At 63.3% G+C, this 16360-nt stretch carries 15 protein-coding genes and 1 tRNA gene; 8 read left to right on the top strand and 8 right to left on the bottom strand.

The window, feature by feature from the left end; genetic code table 11:
* Nucleotides 1–41: 41 nt before the first annotated feature.
* On the bottom strand, nt 42–314 hold the full coding sequence (locus AB7849_RS12465; RefSeq protein WP_008212941.1) for a Trm112 family protein: 273 nt from the start codon (nt 312–314) through the stop codon (nt 42–44).
* Between the two features lie 59 nt (nt 315–373).
* On the opposite strand from AB7849_RS12465, the gene purE reads away from it, so the two are divergent.
* A complete protein-coding gene (purE, locus tag AB7849_RS12460; protein ID WP_037100480.1) occupies nt 374–877 on the top strand; it encodes a 5-(carboxyamino)imidazole ribonucleotide mutase in 504 nt (167 codons plus the stop codon).
* The gene (locus AB7849_RS12455; RefSeq protein WP_369501118.1) at nt 874–2040 is read left to right on the top strand and encodes a 5-(carboxyamino)imidazole ribonucleotide synthase; all 1167 of its coding nucleotides are present in this window, start codon (nt 874–876) and stop codon (nt 2038–2040) included. The genes purE and AB7849_RS12455 overlap by 4 nt, the downstream gene beginning before the upstream one ends.
* Nucleotides 2041–2203: 163 nt before the next feature.
* Here the strand turns inward: AB7849_RS12455 and AB7849_RS12450 are convergent, their stop codons facing one another.
* Nucleotides 2204–2782: a superoxide dismutase gene (locus AB7849_RS12450; RefSeq protein ID WP_008212937.1), complete on the bottom strand. Its 579-nt coding sequence runs from the start codon at nt 2780–2782 to the stop codon at nt 2204–2206.
* Between the two features lie 119 nt (nt 2783–2901).
* Here AB7849_RS12450 and grxD point away from each other — a divergent pair, with 119 nt between their 5' ends.
* The 6 genes from grxD to AB7849_RS12420 all read left to right on the top strand — a co-directional run bounded on the left by grxD (nt 2902) and on the right by AB7849_RS12420 (nt 9981).
* Nucleotides 2902–3237, top strand: a complete 336-nt coding sequence (grxD, locus tag AB7849_RS12445; RefSeq protein WP_008212936.1) for a Grx4 family monothiol glutaredoxin — start codon at nt 2902–2904, stop codon at nt 3235–3237.
* A complete protein-coding gene (locus AB7849_RS12440; protein ID WP_008212935.1) occupies nt 3234–4001 on the top strand; it encodes an SDR family NAD(P)-dependent oxidoreductase in 768 nt (255 codons plus the stop codon). The genes grxD and AB7849_RS12440 overlap by 4 nt, the downstream gene beginning before the upstream one ends.
* Before the next feature lie 75 nt (nt 4002–4076).
* The gene (locus AB7849_RS12435) at nt 4077–4676 is read left to right on the top strand and encodes a YhgN family NAAT transporter (protein WP_008212932.1); all 600 of its coding nucleotides are present in this window, start codon (nt 4077–4079) and stop codon (nt 4674–4676) included.
* A 296-nt stretch (nt 4677–4972) separates the two neighbouring features.
* Nucleotides 4973–8257, top strand: a complete 3285-nt coding sequence (locus tag AB7849_RS12430) for a TonB-dependent receptor (RefSeq protein WP_369501117.1) — start codon at nt 4973–4975, stop codon at nt 8255–8257.
* Between the two features lie 149 nt (nt 8258–8406).
* On the top strand, nt 8407–9807 hold the full coding sequence (gene ppnN, locus AB7849_RS12425) for a nucleotide 5'-monophosphate nucleosidase PpnN (protein WP_008212929.1): 1401 nt from the start codon (nt 8407–8409) through the stop codon (nt 9805–9807).
* A 97-nt stretch (nt 9808–9904) separates the two neighbouring features.
* Nucleotides 9905–9981, top strand: a tRNA-Asn gene (locus AB7849_RS12420).
* A 210-nt stretch (nt 9982–10191) separates the two neighbouring features.
* On the opposite strand, the gene AB7849_RS12415 is transcribed toward AB7849_RS12420, so the two are convergent.
* From AB7849_RS12415 to AB7849_RS12390, 6 genes are all read right to left on the bottom strand, one after another.
* Nucleotides 10192–10704 carry an RNA polymerase sigma factor gene (locus AB7849_RS12415; RefSeq protein WP_008212928.1) on the bottom strand — a complete coding sequence of 171 codons (513 nt, stop codon included), beginning with the start codon at nt 10702–10704 and terminating at the stop codon, nt 10192–10194.
* Nucleotides 10705–10823: 119 nt separating this feature from the next.
* Entirely contained in the window at nt 10824–11330 is a 507-nt protein-coding gene (locus AB7849_RS12410) for a DoxX family protein (protein ID WP_008212927.1), read from the bottom strand.
* The gene (locus AB7849_RS12405; RefSeq protein ID WP_008212926.1) at nt 11309–12124 is read right to left on the bottom strand and encodes an HvfC/BufC N-terminal domain-containing protein; all 816 of its coding nucleotides are present in this window, start codon (nt 12122–12124) and stop codon (nt 11309–11311) included. Before AB7849_RS12405 ends, AB7849_RS12410 begins: the two co-directional genes overlap by 22 nt.
* Nucleotides 12099–12971 (bottom strand): MNIO family bufferin maturase, encoded by an 873-nt coding sequence (gene bufB, locus AB7849_RS12400; RefSeq protein WP_369501116.1) that lies wholly within the window; start codon nt 12969–12971, stop codon nt 12099–12101. The genes AB7849_RS12405 and bufB overlap by 26 nt, the downstream gene beginning before the upstream one ends.
* Before the next feature lie 12 nt (nt 12972–12983).
* A complete protein-coding gene (locus AB7849_RS12395) occupies nt 12984–13304 on the bottom strand; it encodes a BufA1 family periplasmic bufferin-type metallophore (protein ID WP_008212923.1) in 321 nt (106 codons plus the stop codon).
* Between the two features lie 182 nt (nt 13305–13486).
* Complete coding sequence (locus AB7849_RS12390) at nt 13487–16357, bottom strand: TonB-dependent receptor domain-containing protein (RefSeq protein ID WP_008212918.1); 2871 nt, start codon at nt 16355–16357, stop codon at nt 13487–13489.
* Between the last annotated feature and the right edge of the window lie 3 nt (nt 16358–16360).

The raw sequence follows: 16360 nt of genomic DNA, 5'->3' as shown, positions 1-16360 counted from the left end.
CACGATAAGCCAAATGCGTCGCGCTTGTCATGCGCAATCGGTCACGTTCCGGCGGGGAAATCCGCCAATTGCGCCGTGCCGACGCCTTCCTCGGGCAGCATTACCGGAATCCCGTCGTCGACCCGGTAGACCACCTTGCGATCGACCGTGACCAGGGCTTCGGCGAAATGCGTCTTCACGCCGGCGCCCGCCACGGTATCGAGCTGGCCGGCGTCGATGGCGCGATTCAGCGCATCCAGTTCGGCGGCATTGGCCGGGCGTACCGGCGTCTTGCTGACCGGGCAGCACAGGATGTCGAGCAGGCGCTTGTCCATGGGGGTTTCGTTGCACTACGTGAAAGCCCGTACAATAACCCCTTTTGGACGGCCGGACCATGACAGGAACTGCTGCAGCGCCGAAGGTCGGCGTGGTGATGGGCTCGCGTTCGGATTGGGAAACCATGACGCACGCGGTCGAAGTGCTGACCGAGCTGGGCGTGCCGCACGAAGTGCGTGTGGTATCGGCGCACCGTACCCCGGACCTGCTGTTCCGTTACGCCGAGGAAGCGCCTGCGCGCGGCATCGAAGTCATCATCGCCGGCGCCGGTGGCGCCGCCCACTTGCCTGGCATGCTGGCGGCCAAGACGCGGCTGCCGGTGTTTGGCGTGCCGGTACAGTCGAAGGCGCTCAATGGCATGGATTCGCTGCTGTCGATTGCGCAAATGCCGGCCGGCATTCCGGTGGGTACGCTGGCCATCGGCCGGGCCGGCGCGGTGAATGCCGGCCTGCTCGCCGCCGCGGTGCTGGCGCTGCATGATCCGCAACTGGCCGCCGCGCTGGATGCCTTCCGCGCCAAGCAGACGCAGGCCGTGCTCGACCAGCCGGACCCGCGCGCATGAGCACCTATCGCCAACCCGTGCTCGGGATTCTCGGTGGTGGCCAACTGGCGCGCATGCTGGCGTTGGCTGCCGCGCCGCTGGGCGTGAAAACGCAGGTGGTGGACAACGTCGCCGACGCCTGTGCGGGTCAGGTGGCGCCACTCATCCAGGCCGACTGGAGCGATCAGGCCGCGCTGGATGCCTTTGCCGCGCAGGTCGACGTCGTAACCTTCGATTTCGAGAACGTGCCGGCCGAGGCTGCGCGCCGGCTGGCCGGCAAGGTGGCGGTGTATCCCAATTCCGATGCGCTGGCCGTGGCACAGGACCGGCTGACCGAGAAAACGATGTTCCGCGAGTGCGGCATCGCCACGCCGGCCTTCATGGCGGTGGACGACCGCGCCGGGCTGGATCACGCACTGGCCGAAATCGGCGCGCCGGCGGTGCTCAAGACCCGTCGGTTCGGCTACGACGGCAAGGGTCAGTTTCGCCTGAAGACGCTGGCCGACGCCGACGCCGCCTGGGCTGCCCTGGGGGCATCGGCGGCGACGCACGGGTTGATCCTGGAAGCCTTTGTGCCGTTCCAGCGCGAGTTGTCGGTGCTGGCCGTGCGCGGCCGCGACGGCGAGTTCCGCACCTGGCCGTTGACCGGCAACTGGCATACCGATGGCGTGCTTTCGCTGAGCCTGGCGCCGGCACCGGATATCGACGACCTGCAGATACGTGCCGCCGCCCTGGCACGCACGCTGGCCGAGCAGCTCGATTACGTGGGCGTGTTCGCGCTGGAGCTGTTCGTGAAGGATGGCGAGCTGCTCGGCAACGAGATGGCACCGCGCGTACACAACTCGGGCCACTGGTCGATCGAGGGCGCGCACACCAGCCAGTTCGAGAACCATGTGCGCGCGGTGCTGGGCATGCCGCTGGGCGACACCGGCGTGCGCGGCTGCTCGGCCATGTTCAACTGGATTGGCGAATTGCCGGACATGGCGCCGGTACTCCGCGCCGTCGACGGTCACTGGCATGACTACGGCAAGCAACCGCGTCCCGGGCGCAAGGTCGGCCACGCCACCGTCTGCGCCCCCGACGCCGCGACGCTGGCGGTACGCTTGCGGGACCTCGCGCAGGCACTGGGACGCGAAGCGCAGGCAGAGCCAGGTCTTCGCGTGCTGGGCGGCACGTCGGCGTGATCCACGGCAGGAGCCCGCTGGCGAGCGATGCTCTCCCGGCTCCTGGCCAAAAGCATCGCCCGCAAGCGGGCTCCTGCGGTTGCACCCACAAGACAGGACGGCCGGGTTTTGCGAACAAAAAAACGGCGCCATGGGCGCCGCTTTTTTTGGGTGACTTGCGGGATCAGGCGAGGTTCTTCGCCGCGAAGTCCCAATTCACCAGGTTCCAGAACGCTTCCAGGTACTTCGGACGGGCGTTGCGGTAGTCGATGTAATAAGCGTGTTCCCACACGTCGCAGGTCAGCAGCGGCTTGTCGCTGCCGGTGATCGGCGTGGCCGCGTTGGACGTGTTGACGATGCCTAGTGCGCCATCCGGGCGCTGCACCAGCCAGGTCCAGCCCGAACCGAAGTTGCCGGCGGCGGACTTGCTGAACTCTTCCTTGAATTTCTCGAACGAGCCGAACGCCTTGCTGATCGCGTCGGCCAGCTTGCCGCTGGGCGCACCGCCACCGTTGGGCTTCATCGAGTTCCAATAGAAGGTGTGGTTCCAGGTTTGCGCGGCGTTGTTGAACATGCCGCCGGAAGACTTCTTGATGATGTCTTCGAGCGAGGCGTTCTCGAATTCCGTGCCCTCGATCTGCTTGTTGAGGTTGGTCACGTACGCCTGATGGTGCTTGCCGTAGTGGTACTCCAGCGTTTCGGCGGAGATGTGCGGCTCGAGGGCATTCTTTTCGAAGGGCAGGGCGGGAAGTTCGATCGCCATGATTTGAGACTCCTGGGCGTTGGCTGAGGGAGGGAGGTCGCGCCGACGCGCCGGTGGCGGCCGGTGTGCGACTGATACACTAGCGTTCTCCGTGCATTGTAATGATGAAATCCCTAGCTATGGACGTTAACGAGCGAATCAAGGCGGTACTGGCCGGGCATCCCGTCGTGCTTTTCATGAAAGGCACGCCGCAATTTCCGATGTGCGGGTTTTCCAGTCGTGCCGTCCGCGCACTGGAAGATGCCGGTGCGCAGTTCCACGCGGTGAACGTGCTGGCCGATCCGGAAGTGCGTGCTGCGCTGCCGCATTACGCCAATTGGCCGACCTTTCCGCAGTTGTTCATCCAGGGTGAGCTGATTGGCGGCTGCGACATCGTCGAGGACCTGAAGGCGTCCGGCGAACTGGCGCGCATGGCGTGCGAGGTCAGGCAGGCCAATCAGGCGGACCAGGCATGAGCTTGCCCGTATCGCGGTTGCCTGCTGCATGGGCGCCTGCTGCCGATACGCTGGCCGGCCGCGTGGTGCTGGTCACCGGTGCCTACGGCGGTCTTGGCAGTGCGGTGGCCCGCGCCGCTGCGCGAGCCGGGGCCACGGTGGTCATTACCGGCAAGCGCAAGCGCCAGCTTGAACAGCTTTACGACGCGATGGTGGCCGAAGGGCTGCCCGAGCCGGTGATCCATCCGCTGGACATGGAGTCGGCCACGCCGCGTGACTACGAGGCGCTGGCCGAGGGGTTGCAGCGCGATCTCGGCCGCCTCGACGGCATCGTGCATTGCGCGACGAGCTTCGTCGGACTGACACCGATTGCCATGTACAAACCGGACGCGTGGCTGCGCGCCCTGCACGTGAATGTGTCGGCGCCGTTCGCCCTGACCCAGGCCTGCCTGCCGCTGCTCTCCGCCGCGCCGGACAGTGCCGTGGTCTTCGTGCTGGATGATCCCGAACTGGTAAGTCGTGCGCATTGGGGCGCCTACGGCGTGTCGAAGGCGGCACTCGAGCGCTTCGTGGCGATCCTGCACGAGGAACACGACGAGGGCACGTTGCGCGTCCACGCGCTGCTGCCCGCGCCGATGCGAACGACACTGCGGCGCCTGGCCTATTTCGGCGAGGACACCATGCAGCAGCCCACGCCGGATGCCACCGCCGAGGCGGCGGTATGGCTGCTGGGCGAGCAGGCGGTGGTGGCGCGAGGCCACATGCTCGACCTGCGCTCCGCATGAGCGCCGGACATTCCACGTTTTTTCGCATCACCGAACGACACGGCACACGCACAGGGGATTGAGATGGAAGCGCAGATGACCACGCTGTCGGCGGCGATCCTGCTGTTCCTGATCATGGATCCGCTGGGCAACATTCCGCTGTTCCTCAGCCTGCTCAAGGACGTGCCGCCGAAGCGCCGGCGCAAGGTCATGGTGCGCGAGTTGCTGATCGCGCTGGGTGTGCTGCTGGTGTTCCTGATCGGTGGGCAGCATATCCTCGGCCTGCTGCAACTGAAGACCGATTCGATCAGCATCGCCGGCGGCATCGTGCTGTTCCTGATCGGCATCCGCATGGTGTTTCCGCCGGCCGATGGCGGCGGCATCTTCGGCAAGACCGGCGAGGGCGAACCCTTCATCGTGCCGATGGCGATTCCCGGCGTGGCCGGCCCGTCGGCGATGGCCGCATTGCTGCTGCTCACCAACAGCCAGCCGGGACGCACCGCCGATTGGGCGATCGCCTTGATCGGCGCGTGGCTGGCCACTGCCGTGATCCTGCTGTGCTCCACCTACCTGTTCCGCTGGCTGGGCGAAAGCGTGCTGACCGCGCTGGAACGCGTGATGGGCATGCTGCTGATCGCCCTGTCGGTGCAGATGTTCCTGGGCGGCATCGCGGCGTATCTGCACCTGGCGGTTTGAGAGGTGTTTTCGCGGATTACCGCCGTCACGCTGGAAATTGCGGTGGATGACATCGTTTTCGTGCGATAGCGCACGGAAAGCGTGAACTTGTTAGAAAACTGTCATACAATGACGTTAAAGTTCGCTTAACAATTGATTTGGCAGGCGGGGTGGCCCCGTCGCTGCGTCACACCACGAACTACCTACAACGTACTGGGGATTTACCACGTGCACCCTGCCTGGCCATCAGCCGGGCGGCGCGTTGTCTGGTTTCTTCTGCAAGAACTTTCGTTGCGAATCCATTAGGGCCCAAAATAATGAATAGCCGAATCCGAGCCAAGCTTCTGCCGTTTGCCATTGCTTCGCTGCTGGTGGCCGCGCCGGTCGTGGCGCAGAACGTCACCTCGTCCGCCGTGACCGGCCGCATCCTCGACAACGCCGGCCAGCCGGTGTCTGGCGCCACCGTGACGATCGTGCACGAACCTTCGGGCACCACGCGCGTGGTCACCACGGGTGCGGATGGCCGCTACACCGCGCAGGGTTTGCGCGTGGGTGGCCCGTTCGATATCACCGCGACCAAGTCCGGTTTCACCCAGGCCGAGCAGGGCAAGGTGTACTTGCAGTTGGGCAACGTCTCGGCGGTCAACCTGCAGCTGACCAGTGCCGCGGCCAACGCCCAGAACCTCGGCGCGGTGACCGTGAATGCCACGGTGCTGAACCAGATCTTCACGCCGGACAACAAGGGTGTGGGTACCAATGTTTCGCAGCGTGAGCTGGAAACGACCCCGACCCCGGGACGCAGCATCCAGGACATCGCCCGCCTCGACCCGCGCGTGGTCATCAGTGATCGCGCGGAAGGCAAGATCACGGCGCTGGGCCAGAACTTCCGCTACAACAACATCACCGTCGATTCGGTGAGCGCCAACGACCCGTTCGGCCTGAATTCCAACGGTTTGGCCACCACCGGCACGCCGATTTCGCAGGACACCATCGCCGAGTACAACATCTCGGTGGCCAACTACGACGTGGACAACCGTCGCGGCCTGGGCGCGAACATCAACGCGGTGACCAAGAGCGGTACCAACCAGTTCCACGGTTCCACGTACTACGTGTTCCAGAACAACGACATGATCGGCGACGAAGTCGACGGCAAGAAGGAAAAGTACGCCGGCTTCGATCGCACCTGGACGGCCGGCGCCACGCTCGGCGGCCCGATCATCAAGGACAAGCTGTTCTTCTTCGCCTCGTTCGAGAAGAGCAAGCAGATCGGCAAGGGCACCAGTGCCTATGGTCCGGAGGATGTGTCGACCACCAACCCGATCACGGGCCTGACCTCGGCCGACGTGCAGGCCGTGCGCAATGCGGCCGCGAAATACGGCCTGACCGATATCGGCAACTACACCGGCGGCAATTCGAACCTGGAAGACAAGCGCTATCTGGGCAAGCTGGACTGGAACATCACCAACAACCACCGTGCCAGCTTCACCTGGAGCCGTACCAAGGAAAGCCAGCCGTTCCCGAGTGGCGGCGCGTACAACAAGCTCGTGCTGTCGAGCAACTGGCACACCTCGGTGGTGGACAACCAGAGCTACGCGCTGCATTTCTATGACGACTGGAACGATGTGTTCTCGTCGAACGCCACCCTTTCGTACGCGCACTACAAGAAGGACAGCGGCCCGTACAGCGGCGGTTACATGCCGGATATCACCGTCCACACCACGGCTTACAACAGCCCGTCGGTGGAGTTCGGCACCAACTATTCGTACCAGGCCAACCAGATCGACACCAAGTCGCTGTACGCGTCGTGGGAAGGCATCCTGTTCCTGGGCGACCACACCGTGAAGGGCGGTTTCGACTACTCGCGCGACAAGAAGTACAACCTGTTCCTGCAGGACTACATGGGCGCGTACACGTTCGATTCGTTGAACGATTTCATCAACGGCGACTACTACTCGTACTACTACAACCGTCCGGCCGACGGCCTCAGCCTCAACCAGACGGCGGCAGCCTTCACGCTCAAGCAGTGGGGCCTGTTCCTGCAGGACACCTGGCAGGTCACCGATCGCTTGTCGGTGCAGTACGGCTTCCGCGTTGACATTCCGCAGACCAGCGACAAGCCGATGTACAACTCGGATTTCGCCGGGGCCGGCTTCACCACGCCCACGGGCGAAGTGCTGAATACCAACCAGTACACGGTCAGCGGCAAGCGCGTGGTGCAGCCACGCATGTCGTTCAACTATGCCTTCAACACCGAACGCATGATGCAGCTGCGTGGCGGTTTCGGCCTGTTCATCACCGAGCCGCCGACGGTGTGGCTGGGCAACATCTACACCAATTCGGGTCGGACGGTTACGGGTTTCAGCTGCGGCCAGAGCAAGTCGAATGCGCCGTGCAACGTCGACCTGCCGGCATTCAGCGCAGATCCGTATCACCAGAACGACGGTGTGACCGGCAGCAGTCAGCAGACCGTCAACACGGTGGATCCGAACTTCCATCTGCCGTCGGCCTGGAAATTCAGCCTGGGCTACGACGCCGAGTTGCCGTGGTGGGGCCTGGTCGGCACGGTCGAGTTCGAGCACCTGAAGGCACGCGATGCGATCTGGTATCAGGATCTGAACCTGGGCGCTCCGACCGGCGTGTTGCCTGACGGCCGCGTGACCTACTACAAGTTGCCGGATGCTGATCCGCGCGCGAAGGGTCAGTCGAACCGGGCCAACGCCAACAAGGCGTTCAGCAGCGCGATCATCAACCTGGCCAACACCAGCCGCGGCGAATCGAACAACCTGACCCTGGCCTTGAAGAAGCCGTTCCAGGACAACTGGTCGGCCTCGGTCGGCTTCACCTGGAGTCGCGCCACGGACGTGAATCCGGGTATGTCCAGCGTGGCGATGTCGAGCTACAAGGGCGTCTACGTCACCAACTCGAACGAGAACAAGCCCAGCATCTCCAACTACAACACCCCGCTGCGTGCGATCGCCTCGGTGTCGTGGCGTCACGCCTTCTTCGGCAACTACTACACCACCATCGGCGCGTTCTACGACGGCCATAGCGGCAGCCCGTACAGCTGGGCCTTTGGCAACGATGCCAATGGCGACAGCTTCTACAACGATCTGGCGTACATCCCGCGCCAGGGCGGTGTGGAATTCAAGTCAGGCACCAGCCAGGCCGAGATCGATCAGTTCTACGCCTACATCAAGAACAACGATTACCTGCGCAAGCACCAGGGTCAGATCGCCCAACGCAACGGTACCAAGGCGCCGTGGATCAACCAGATCGACATGTCGATCTCGCAGGAGATACCCGGCCTGTTCAAGGGCAACAAGGGCGTGGTTCGTCTCGATATCTACAATGTCGGCAACCTGTTGAACAAGCATTGGGGTATCGAGAAGCGCGCCAGCTTCCCGGGTGTTCGTGCGCTGGCTGATTTCTATGGTGTCGATCCGGCTACCGGCAAGTACATCTATGACATCGGTGGTTCGAACTACACGGACAAGAACGGCAACTACGCACCTCAAACGCTGCCGATCTATGACGATTCGTATGGTACGGGCGACCTGATCCAGCGTTGGTCGGTACAGCTGACCGTGCGTTACAAGTTCTGATCGTTATTGCAGCAAGTTCTGGAACCGGCGCCTGCGAGGGCGCCGGTTTTTTATTGTCTTGACCCCGTCACGTGCAAGGCAGGATGCTAGAGGACTGTCGCATCCAGGCGGGCGCGTGCCCGCCGGAAAGTGGCATGGAGAGTGTTTAGATGAATGATTCGAGTGTCGGCCACGCCGGCAAGGCAGCTACCGTCAGCGCACGCATTTCCCCCGCCGGTGGCCTGGACATCCTTTCCCGCAATGAAGTCGCGCGCCTGCGCGACGTCAGTGGCTCGGGCCTGCATGGACTGTTGCGGCGTTGCGCACTGGCCGTGCTCACCTCGGGCAACATCAGCGATGACCCGGGCTCGATGTTCGAGCTGTTCCCCGACTTCGACATCCAGGTGCTGCAGCAGGATCGCGGCATCAAGATCGAGCTGACCCACGCCCCGGCGCAGGCATTCGTGGACGGGCAGATCATCCGCGGCATCAACGAGTTGCTGATGGCGGTGATGCGCGACATCGTCTATGTGTCCACGCAGCTGGAGCAGGGCGGTTTCGACCTCGACGATTCGGTGGGCATCACCCACGCAGTGTTCGAGATCCTGCGTAACGCGCGCACGCTCAGACCGCACGTCGACCCGAACCTGGTGGTGTGCTGGGGCGGTCACTCGATTTCGCGCGAGGAGTACGACTACACCAAGGCGGTGGGTTACCAGCTCGGCCTGCGCGGCATGGACATTTGCACGGGCTGCGGCCCGGGTGCGATGAAGGGACCGATGAAGGGCGCGACGATTGCGCACGCCAAGCAGCGTCGGCGCAACAACCGCTATATCGGCATCACCGAGCCGGGCATCATCGCGGCCGAGTCGCCGAACCCGATCGTCAACCAGCTGGTGATCATGCCGGACATCGAGAAGCGCCTGGAGGCCTTCGTACGCATGGGCCACGGCATCATCGTGTTCCCCGGTGGCGTGGGTACGGCCGAGGAAATTCTTTACCTGCTCGGTATCCTGCTGCACCCGGACAATGCCGGCATCCCGTTCCCGCTGATCTTCACCGGTCCGAAGCAGTCGGCGGCGTACTTCGAGCAGATCGACCGCTTCCTGCGCCTGACCCTGGGCGACGAGGTGGCGCAGCACTACCAGATCGTGGTGGACGACCCGGCGATGGTGGCGCGCGCGATGGTGCGTGGCATCGACAAGGTGCGCAACCACCGGCTGGACAACAAGGATGCGTTCTTCTTCAACTGGGCGCTGGATATTCCGTTGGCGTTCCAGCAGCCGTTCCGGCCGACCCACGCGGCGATGCGCGAGCTGAGCATCCGCCATGGTCGTCCGCGGCACGAGCTGGCCGCTGACCTGCGCCGCGCTTTCTCGGGCATCGTGGCCGGCAACGTGAAGGATGAAGGCGTACGCGCGATTCGCGAGGGTGGTCCGTTCGACATCGACGGCGACAAGGACATCATGCAGGCGCTGGACGCGCTGCTGCAGGCCTTCGTGGTGCAACATCGGATGAAGCTGCCGGGTGGCACGGCCTACGAACCGTGTTATCGGGTTCGGGCCGGTTGAGGCCCAGTAACGCTTGCCGAGCTGCGAACCGGTGCCGGATGTGCCGCGAACGTCTTGACAGTTCGCGGCACGTTGCGCAAACTACGCAGCTCGCCCCGCCCGAATAGCTCAGCTGGTTAGAGCACTTGACTGTTAATCAGGGGGTCGTTGGTTCGAGTCCAACTTCGGGCGCCATCTTTCAAAGGCCAGCAACTCGTTGCTGGCCTTTGTTTTTCTGGCTTGGGTGAGCCGCCGCGCAGGCGACAGATTCCGCGGATCGTTTTCCGTGCGCATTTTCGATACGAAATTATCCCGGGCGGTTCGTCTCCGGGGGGGAAGCTCCGGTTCTGACTGGACCGAATTGACGGAGATACCTCGTGGCCTTGGCGCCACGCTGCAAGAAGATCAGTCTTTCAGATACTCCTGCACCATCTGCCGGCCGCGGTGAATGCGGCTCTTGACGGCTTCCCGCGTCAGCAGCAACTGGTCGGCGATCTCGGTGATCGAGAATTCCTCGAAGTCGCGCAGGATAATGGCTTCGCGATATTTGTCTGGCAGCGACTGGATGGCAGCAGCCAGATCGCGACGCAGTTCGTAATGATCGGTGTAGGTGAATACCGGGTGGTCGTCGTCTTCCGGCAGGTGGGTTTCGCCGTGCATGGCACGCCACAGGCGATGACACTCGCGCCGCACGATCGAAAACGTCCAGGCCGGGAATGCGGCAATGGTGCGCAGCGCACCAATGCGCCGGAAGATCAGCAACAGCGATTCCTGCACTGCATCGTCCGGGTCCACGCTGCTGGCGCACTGCGACTGGGCGATCCGGCGCAGCTCGGGGCGGCACTGGGCCAGCAGACGCTCCACCGCGACCAAGTCGCCCTGGCGTGCGGATTCCAGCAGAATGGGGTCGTGTCGCATGAGGTGTCTGCGCAGGTTGTTCGATGCTACCGCGTGAGTGGCGTTTACTTGATAGAGGCTGCTTGTGCCGGAAAGGATCCAAGCGTGGTTCGAAGCTTGACATGGCGGGTGTCGTGTCGTCATGAACGTCCCGGCCGCGAGCGGCTCGCGTTCGACCAGAGTCGGGCCAGTCCGTGATCGAGCGACAGTCTTTCCGGTCCCCACGCGATCACCGCCAGCAACATCATGGCCCAGATCTTGTGGTCGTTAAAATCGCCGCCGAACAGGCCGGCCCAGAAGCCGCGTGGCCACAGGCTTGGATACGAGATCACCACGATGATGTTGTAGACGAACAGGAACGCCGCGGTTGGCCGTGCGGCAAGGCCCAGACCCAGCAACCATGGTGCTATCAGTTCGATCCAGGTGCCGAGGAGGGCGGCTGTATCAGGCGAGAGCAGCGGAACCTGATACATCGTGTTGAACAGGAATTTCGTGCCGTAGGGATCATCGAACTTGACCAGTCCGGCATGCCAGAACGCCAGCGCGACCCACACGCGCATGAGCAGCAGGACGATTGGGCCGAGTCCGTTGGCGGCGATGTGTGTACTGTCGATGTAGCCGGCAATCAGCGATTGAAGTCGGCGCATGCTGCATGCTCCATGAGTCGAGACGGGGTGATGGCTGTGACCAATCCTGCGTCTACCAGACTGGTGATGCAGGTCGGCAAATCGAACGCCGGGTCCAGTGCACGGGCCAGGGCGTAGGCCGTGTCCAGCGTGTCGCCGCGGACGAGTGCGTCGATGCAGGCGAAGCTGGCCACATCGACGCCCGCCATGGCTACATCGACTTCGCTGCGCCAGAGCACCATGTGGTCGCCTGATGTCGACAGCACGAGGCGTTCTGGCGTGGGCTGGGTGGCGTAGCGCCAGATCGCGAGCACGGGGTATGGGCTGATCCAGCATTGCATGCCGGGTTGAAACGTTATCCGCACGGCTCCTTCCGCCGCCGCCAGGACAGTGTCGAAGTCGGCGAGGGACAAGGAGTCGTATTCGGCGGCCAATGCCACCACCTGACGACGCCATTCCAGCCGCGCGACATCGCCGAGATAGGGCAGCGCTCGTGTATTTGGCAGCCCTTCAAGAAAATCGGGAAAGTGTTCGCCAAAGGCCTGCAGATTGCCCGAGCAGGACGGATGCCCGCGGTGATAGGCCGCAGCGGCTTGCTCGAAAAAGGCTTCGCCCACCAGCGCGGACAGCGCCGAATAGATGGTGCGCAGCGCGTCGAGATGAATCTGCTCGGTGCTATGGCGATAGATGCGTAACCGGGCCGCGGGGGCAAGTCCGGCACCGACAAGCTGATCGGCGATAGTGGCTTCCTGATCGCCGTAGAGTGCCGCCAGAAAGTCGGTTTGCAGGTCAAGCAGCGAGGGTGCGATGTGCATGCAATATCCCCTCTGCACGAGCCGCTTCGGCCAGCAGCACCTCCAGCTCCGGAATATCCTGATCCCACTCGATCAGCGTCGGAACCGGTCCAAAGCGCGCTATCGCCTCCGCATATAAAGCCCACACTGCGTCGTCCACGGGACGGCTATGTGTGTCGATCAGTAGTGGTACCGCGAGTTCGTCCTTGCGCGTGAAGCCGGCCAGGTGGATTTCCCGTATCGCATCGTGGGGCAGGGCGTGCAGATAGACGCGTGGATCGAAGCCGTGATTCACGCTGTTGACGTAAATGTTGTTGACGTCGCACAGCAGGCCACAACCGCTGCGCCGAACCACTTCGGCGACGAACTCCCATTCGGTGTAATCACCTTCACGAAAGCGCAGGTAGGTGGAAACGTTCTCGACCAGCAGCTCGCGTCCCAGCGCGTCCTGGACCTGGCTGATCCGTGCGGCCAGCAAGGTCACCGTTTCTTCGGTAAACGGCAAGGGCAGCAGGTCATTGCTGTGCCGGCCGCCGACGGCGCTCCAGCACAGGTGTTCGGATACCAGCGCCGGTTGGTAGCGGTCTACCAGCGCCGCCAGCCGCGTCAGGTGCGCCGCGTCCAGCGCATCGGCAGAGCCCAGCGATAGCCCCACGCCATGCAGGCTCAGCGGGTAGTCAGCGCGAATGCTCTCCATCGCCTGATGCAGGCTTCCGCCGGCGGCAAACAGGTTCTCGCTATGTATCTCGAACCACGGCACGCGGGGTCGTTCACGCAGAACGCGGTAGATGTGCGGAGCACGCAAGCCGATGCCGGCTGAAGCCGGCATCGGACGGGCGCCCGTGGCAATGGCAGATGAGATCGACACGGCGCGTTGGCCTTACATGGCCTTCACGACACCGCCGTCGATTTTCTCGCACAGACCCGCCGGAACGGCTACGAAAGAGTTCGGGTCACGCGCTTTGCTGTCCTGGCCTGCGCAGGAATGCCCTACCGACTTGCAGTCATTCTTGTACGCGGCATTGATGCCATAGCACAGCTGCATGTGATCCTTTTTCACCATGGCCATCAGCCGGGCCTGCTGCATCTTCATCTGTGCCGGCGTCATCTGCATCGAAGCGGGTGACGCGGTGGCGACGGATGCCATGCCAAGCGTCAGGGCGCCGGCTAGGGCTGTCTTGAGAAGCTGGGTGCTGTTCATGATGCATATCTCCGTAAGAGTGCGCCGAGAAGGTCCGGCATCCGATGGAGTCGCTGGCGGCGCAAAAGGATTCATGGGGTGATGTGCCTGTTGTTGCCGGAGCGCGCCCTGCATCGCGAAAAGCCACAAAAAAAGCGGGCCCTTGCGGGCCCGCCTTTCCGGGAAGTCCGGCTCCGGAGAGCTTAGAACTTCTGGTTGTACGACACGTAGAAGTAACGGTCGATGTCGAACGACGGCAGGTACGGACCTTCGCCCTGACCAGCGTTGGTGACGTTGTAGTAGAACGGACCCTTCTTGTTGAAGATGTTGTTCACGCCAACGCTGAACGACGCGTTCCACGGCAGCTTGTAACGGAACTGTGCGTCATTGAACGCCACTGCGCCCTTGCTGCTGGCGCCGGTGGTGCCGATCCACGGGTTGGTGTAGTTCGGCTCGTTGCACTCGGTGGTCGCATCCCAGCAGACATCACGCAGGCCCGAGTAGTAACGCACGGTCCAGGTGGCGCCGAAGTTGCCGTAGCTCCAGTCCAGCGACGCGTTCGCGCGAATGCGGAACAGGCCGTTGGTACCGGCGATCATGCCGGCCTGACCTTCGGTGGGCTGGCCCGGGCCGTTGGTGATGTCGTACTTGGACAGGTAGGTGCTGTCCAGCGACACCACGAACTGACCGGCGGTCATCTGCGGCAGACGGTAGTGCGCGGAGAAATCGTAGCCTTCGGTCTTGAGCTCGCCGAGGTTGGCCAGGCTCTCGTTCAGGTTGGTGATGACACCGCTGCTGTTGCGGGTGAAGCGACCGCAGAAGCTCGGATCGTTCTGGATGTAGCAGTAGTTCAGGATGTCCGACGCCAGCACCGACTGGATCGTGTTCTTGATCCGGATGTTGTAGTAGTCCAGCGAGAAGTCCAGGCCCTGCACGAAGTGCGGGCTGTACACCAGGCCCAGCGTGCGGGTGGTGGAGGTTTCCGGCTTCAGCTCGGCGTTGGAGCCCGACAGGAACGGCGTCGGGGTCTGGCCGCCGGCATTGCTGGCGATCTGCTTGCCGGAGGCGTCGACCTGGCGGTAGTTGGCCGGCACGCCTGCAGCCGAGCAAGCCTTGGCCACCGACGGGTTGGTCGATGCCGCACCGTAGGCGCTGTCGCACGGATCGAGGAAGGTTTCGAAGCTCTGGCCGGTGCCACCGTACAAGTCGCTCAGCGTCGGCGCGCGGAAGCCCTCGGCGTAGGTGCCGCGGACCAGCAGGTCGTTGATCGGCTTCCAGCGGAAGCTGTACTTGTTGTTGGTGGTGCTGCCGAAGTTGCTGTAGTGCGAGTAGCGGCTGGCGATATTGACGGCCAGCTCCTGCGCGCCCGGCAGGCCCTGCAGCAGCGGCACGTCGAGCTCGGCGTAGGCCTCGTTGGCAGTGTACTTGCCGACGGTCGGTGCGCTGGCCAGGTCGGTGGAGTAGCCCGAGGAAGCGAACTGGTCCGGCGTGAACGAGCCGGCCAGGCGGCGATGCTCGACGCCCACGGCCAGATTCACGGTGCCGGCCGGCAGATCGAACAGACCGCCGCTGACATTGGCGGTGAAGTCACGCGTGGTGTTCTGGGCCGAAGCCTGCTCCACGGTGTTGACGTAGTTCATCACCGCTTGCGAGGTGCCACCGGGGCCAGCCAGGATGTTCCACGGCAGGCAGCCAGCGGCGCGATCGTCGGCGTTGGCGCAGACCACCTGGCCGTCGACCATGGCGGTCGGGCCGAGTGCCTTGGCGGCGTTCACCAGGTTGATGTTGCCGGTGGTGCGCTGGTTGATGTCAGCCTTGGAGTAGCTGTAGTTCGCGTCCCAGCTCCACTCCTGGTCGCCGAGGCCGAAGAAGCCTTCCGCGCCGACGTCGAAGTGCGACATCTTGGCGGTGCTGTTGGTGATACGCGGCATTTCCACCGTGCGGCGGAAGAATGACACGTCCTGGCCCGGGAACGGGTTGTAGGCGTTCTGGCCGGAGATCTTCACGATCTGGTTGCCGTTCGTCTGGAACGGATAGCCGGCCAGCTGCGAGGACGAGGTGCGCTCGCTGTAGCTGCCCGTGGCATGCAACGTGATGTTATCGGTCAGGTTGTAGCGTTCCTGCGCGAACAGGTTCTTCAGGCGCGAGGGCGCGCGATACGTCATGTCCTGATTGGTGTTGTACTTGTCCGCGTTGCTGTTCGGATCGTACAAGTGGTAGTTCGCGAAGTTCGACGAGTCGGTGGCGCCATGGTTGATGACATAGCTCTTGGACTTGTCGTTCGGATCAACCACACGACCCCACGGGCCGGTGTAGAAACCGTCTTCCGGGTGACGCGGGCCGTAACCGGTACGAGTCAGCTCGCGCTTGCTGTCCCAGATGGCGTCTTCGTTGCGGTAGCTGGCGGTGAAGACGGTGTTCGACTTGTCGGTGCTGGTGCCGAACGTGATGTCGTAGGCCTGCTGCTGGCCGTCGCCCTTCTGGTTCTGGCCGTAGTAGACGTTGGCTTCGGCGCCGTTGTAATGGTCACGCGTGATGATGTTGACCACGCCGCCGATGGCGTCCGAACCGTAGATTGACGAGGCGCCGTCCTTCAGGATCTCGATGCGCTCGATGATCGAGGTCGGGATCGTCGACAGATCGGTCAGGCCGTTGATGTCGGTGCTCCAGCGACGGCCGTTGACCAGCACCAGGGTGCGCTGCGAACCGAGGTTGCGCAGGCTGGTGTAGGTGCCGCCGACGGACGAGCCCGAGGACAGCGTGTCTTCCGGGGTGATGTCCGGCGTGTTGGCCGACACGATGCGCTGCAGCACGTCGCTGACGTTGGTCAGGCCGGTGGCTTCGATCTGCTTGCGGCTCATCGAGACGATGGGCTGTGCCGTTTCGACGTCCACGCTGCGAATGCGCGAACCGGTGACGGTGATTGTCTCGAGCTTCTTGGCCTTGGCGGCGCTGGGGGCGCTGCTGTCGGTGGTCTGGGCTGGCGCCGGGGACGCATCCTGCGCCGAAACCGCCCACGCTTGCAGCATGAGCGCCGCCGTGATGGCGGTAGCCAGCAAAGTCTTCTGCTTCATTGT

The sequence above is a fragment of the Rhodanobacter sp. FW021-MT20 genome (genome assembly GCF_041107475.1).
Lineage (GTDB): Bacteria > Pseudomonadota > Gammaproteobacteria > Xanthomonadales > Rhodanobacteraceae > Rhodanobacter_A > Rhodanobacter_A glycinis.
The sequence above is the reverse complement of the archived record's forward strand: the minus strand, read 5'-3'. Positions and strand labels throughout refer to the sequence as shown.

Bases quoted from the DNA above. Each gene is read 5' to 3' on its own strand.
- grxD (WP_008212936.1), top strand. From the start codon at position 2,902: ATGGACGTTAACGAGCGAATCAAGGCGGTACTGGCCGGGCATCCCGTC.
- AB7849_RS12455 (WP_369501118.1), top strand. From the start codon at position 874: ATGAGCACCTATCGCCAACCCGTGCTCGGGATTCTCGGTGGTGGCCAA.
- AB7849_RS12440 (WP_008212935.1), top strand. From the start codon at position 3,234: ATGAGCTTGCCCGTATCGCGGTTGCCTGCTGCATGGGCGCCTGCTGCC.
- AB7849_RS12390 (WP_008212918.1), bottom strand. From the start codon at position 16,357: ATGAAGCAGAAGACTTTGCTGGCTACCGCCATCACGGCGGCGCTCATG.
- AB7849_RS12410 (WP_008212927.1), bottom strand. From the start codon at position 11,330: ATGCGCCGACTTCAATCGCTGATTGCCGGCTACATCGACAGTACACAC.
- AB7849_RS12405 (WP_008212926.1), bottom strand. From the start codon at position 12,124: ATGCACATCGCACCCTCGCTGCTTGACCTGCAAACCGACTTTCTGGCG.
- AB7849_RS12465 (WP_008212941.1), bottom strand. From the start codon at position 314: ATGGACAAGCGCCTGCTCGACATCCTGTGCTGCCCGGTCAGCAAGACG.
- ppnN (WP_008212929.1), top strand. From the start codon at position 8,407: ATGAATGATTCGAGTGTCGGCCACGCCGGCAAGGCAGCTACCGTCAGC.
- AB7849_RS12415 (WP_008212928.1), bottom strand. From the start codon at position 10,704: ATGCGACACGACCCCATTCTGCTGGAATCCGCACGCCAGGGCGACTTG.
- AB7849_RS12435 (WP_008212932.1), top strand. From the start codon at position 4,077: ATGACCACGCTGTCGGCGGCGATCCTGCTGTTCCTGATCATGGATCCG.
- purE (WP_037100480.1), top strand. From the start codon at position 374: ATGACAGGAACTGCTGCAGCGCCGAAGGTCGGCGTGGTGATGGGCTCG.
- AB7849_RS12395 (WP_008212923.1), bottom strand. From the start codon at position 13,304: ATGAACAGCACCCAGCTTCTCAAGACAGCCCTAGCCGGCGCCCTGACG.
- AB7849_RS12450 (WP_008212937.1), bottom strand. From the start codon at position 2,782: ATGGCGATCGAACTTCCCGCCCTGCCCTTCGAAAAGAATGCCCTCGAG.
- AB7849_RS12430 (WP_369501117.1), top strand. From the start codon at position 4,973: ATGAATAGCCGAATCCGAGCCAAGCTTCTGCCGTTTGCCATTGCTTCG.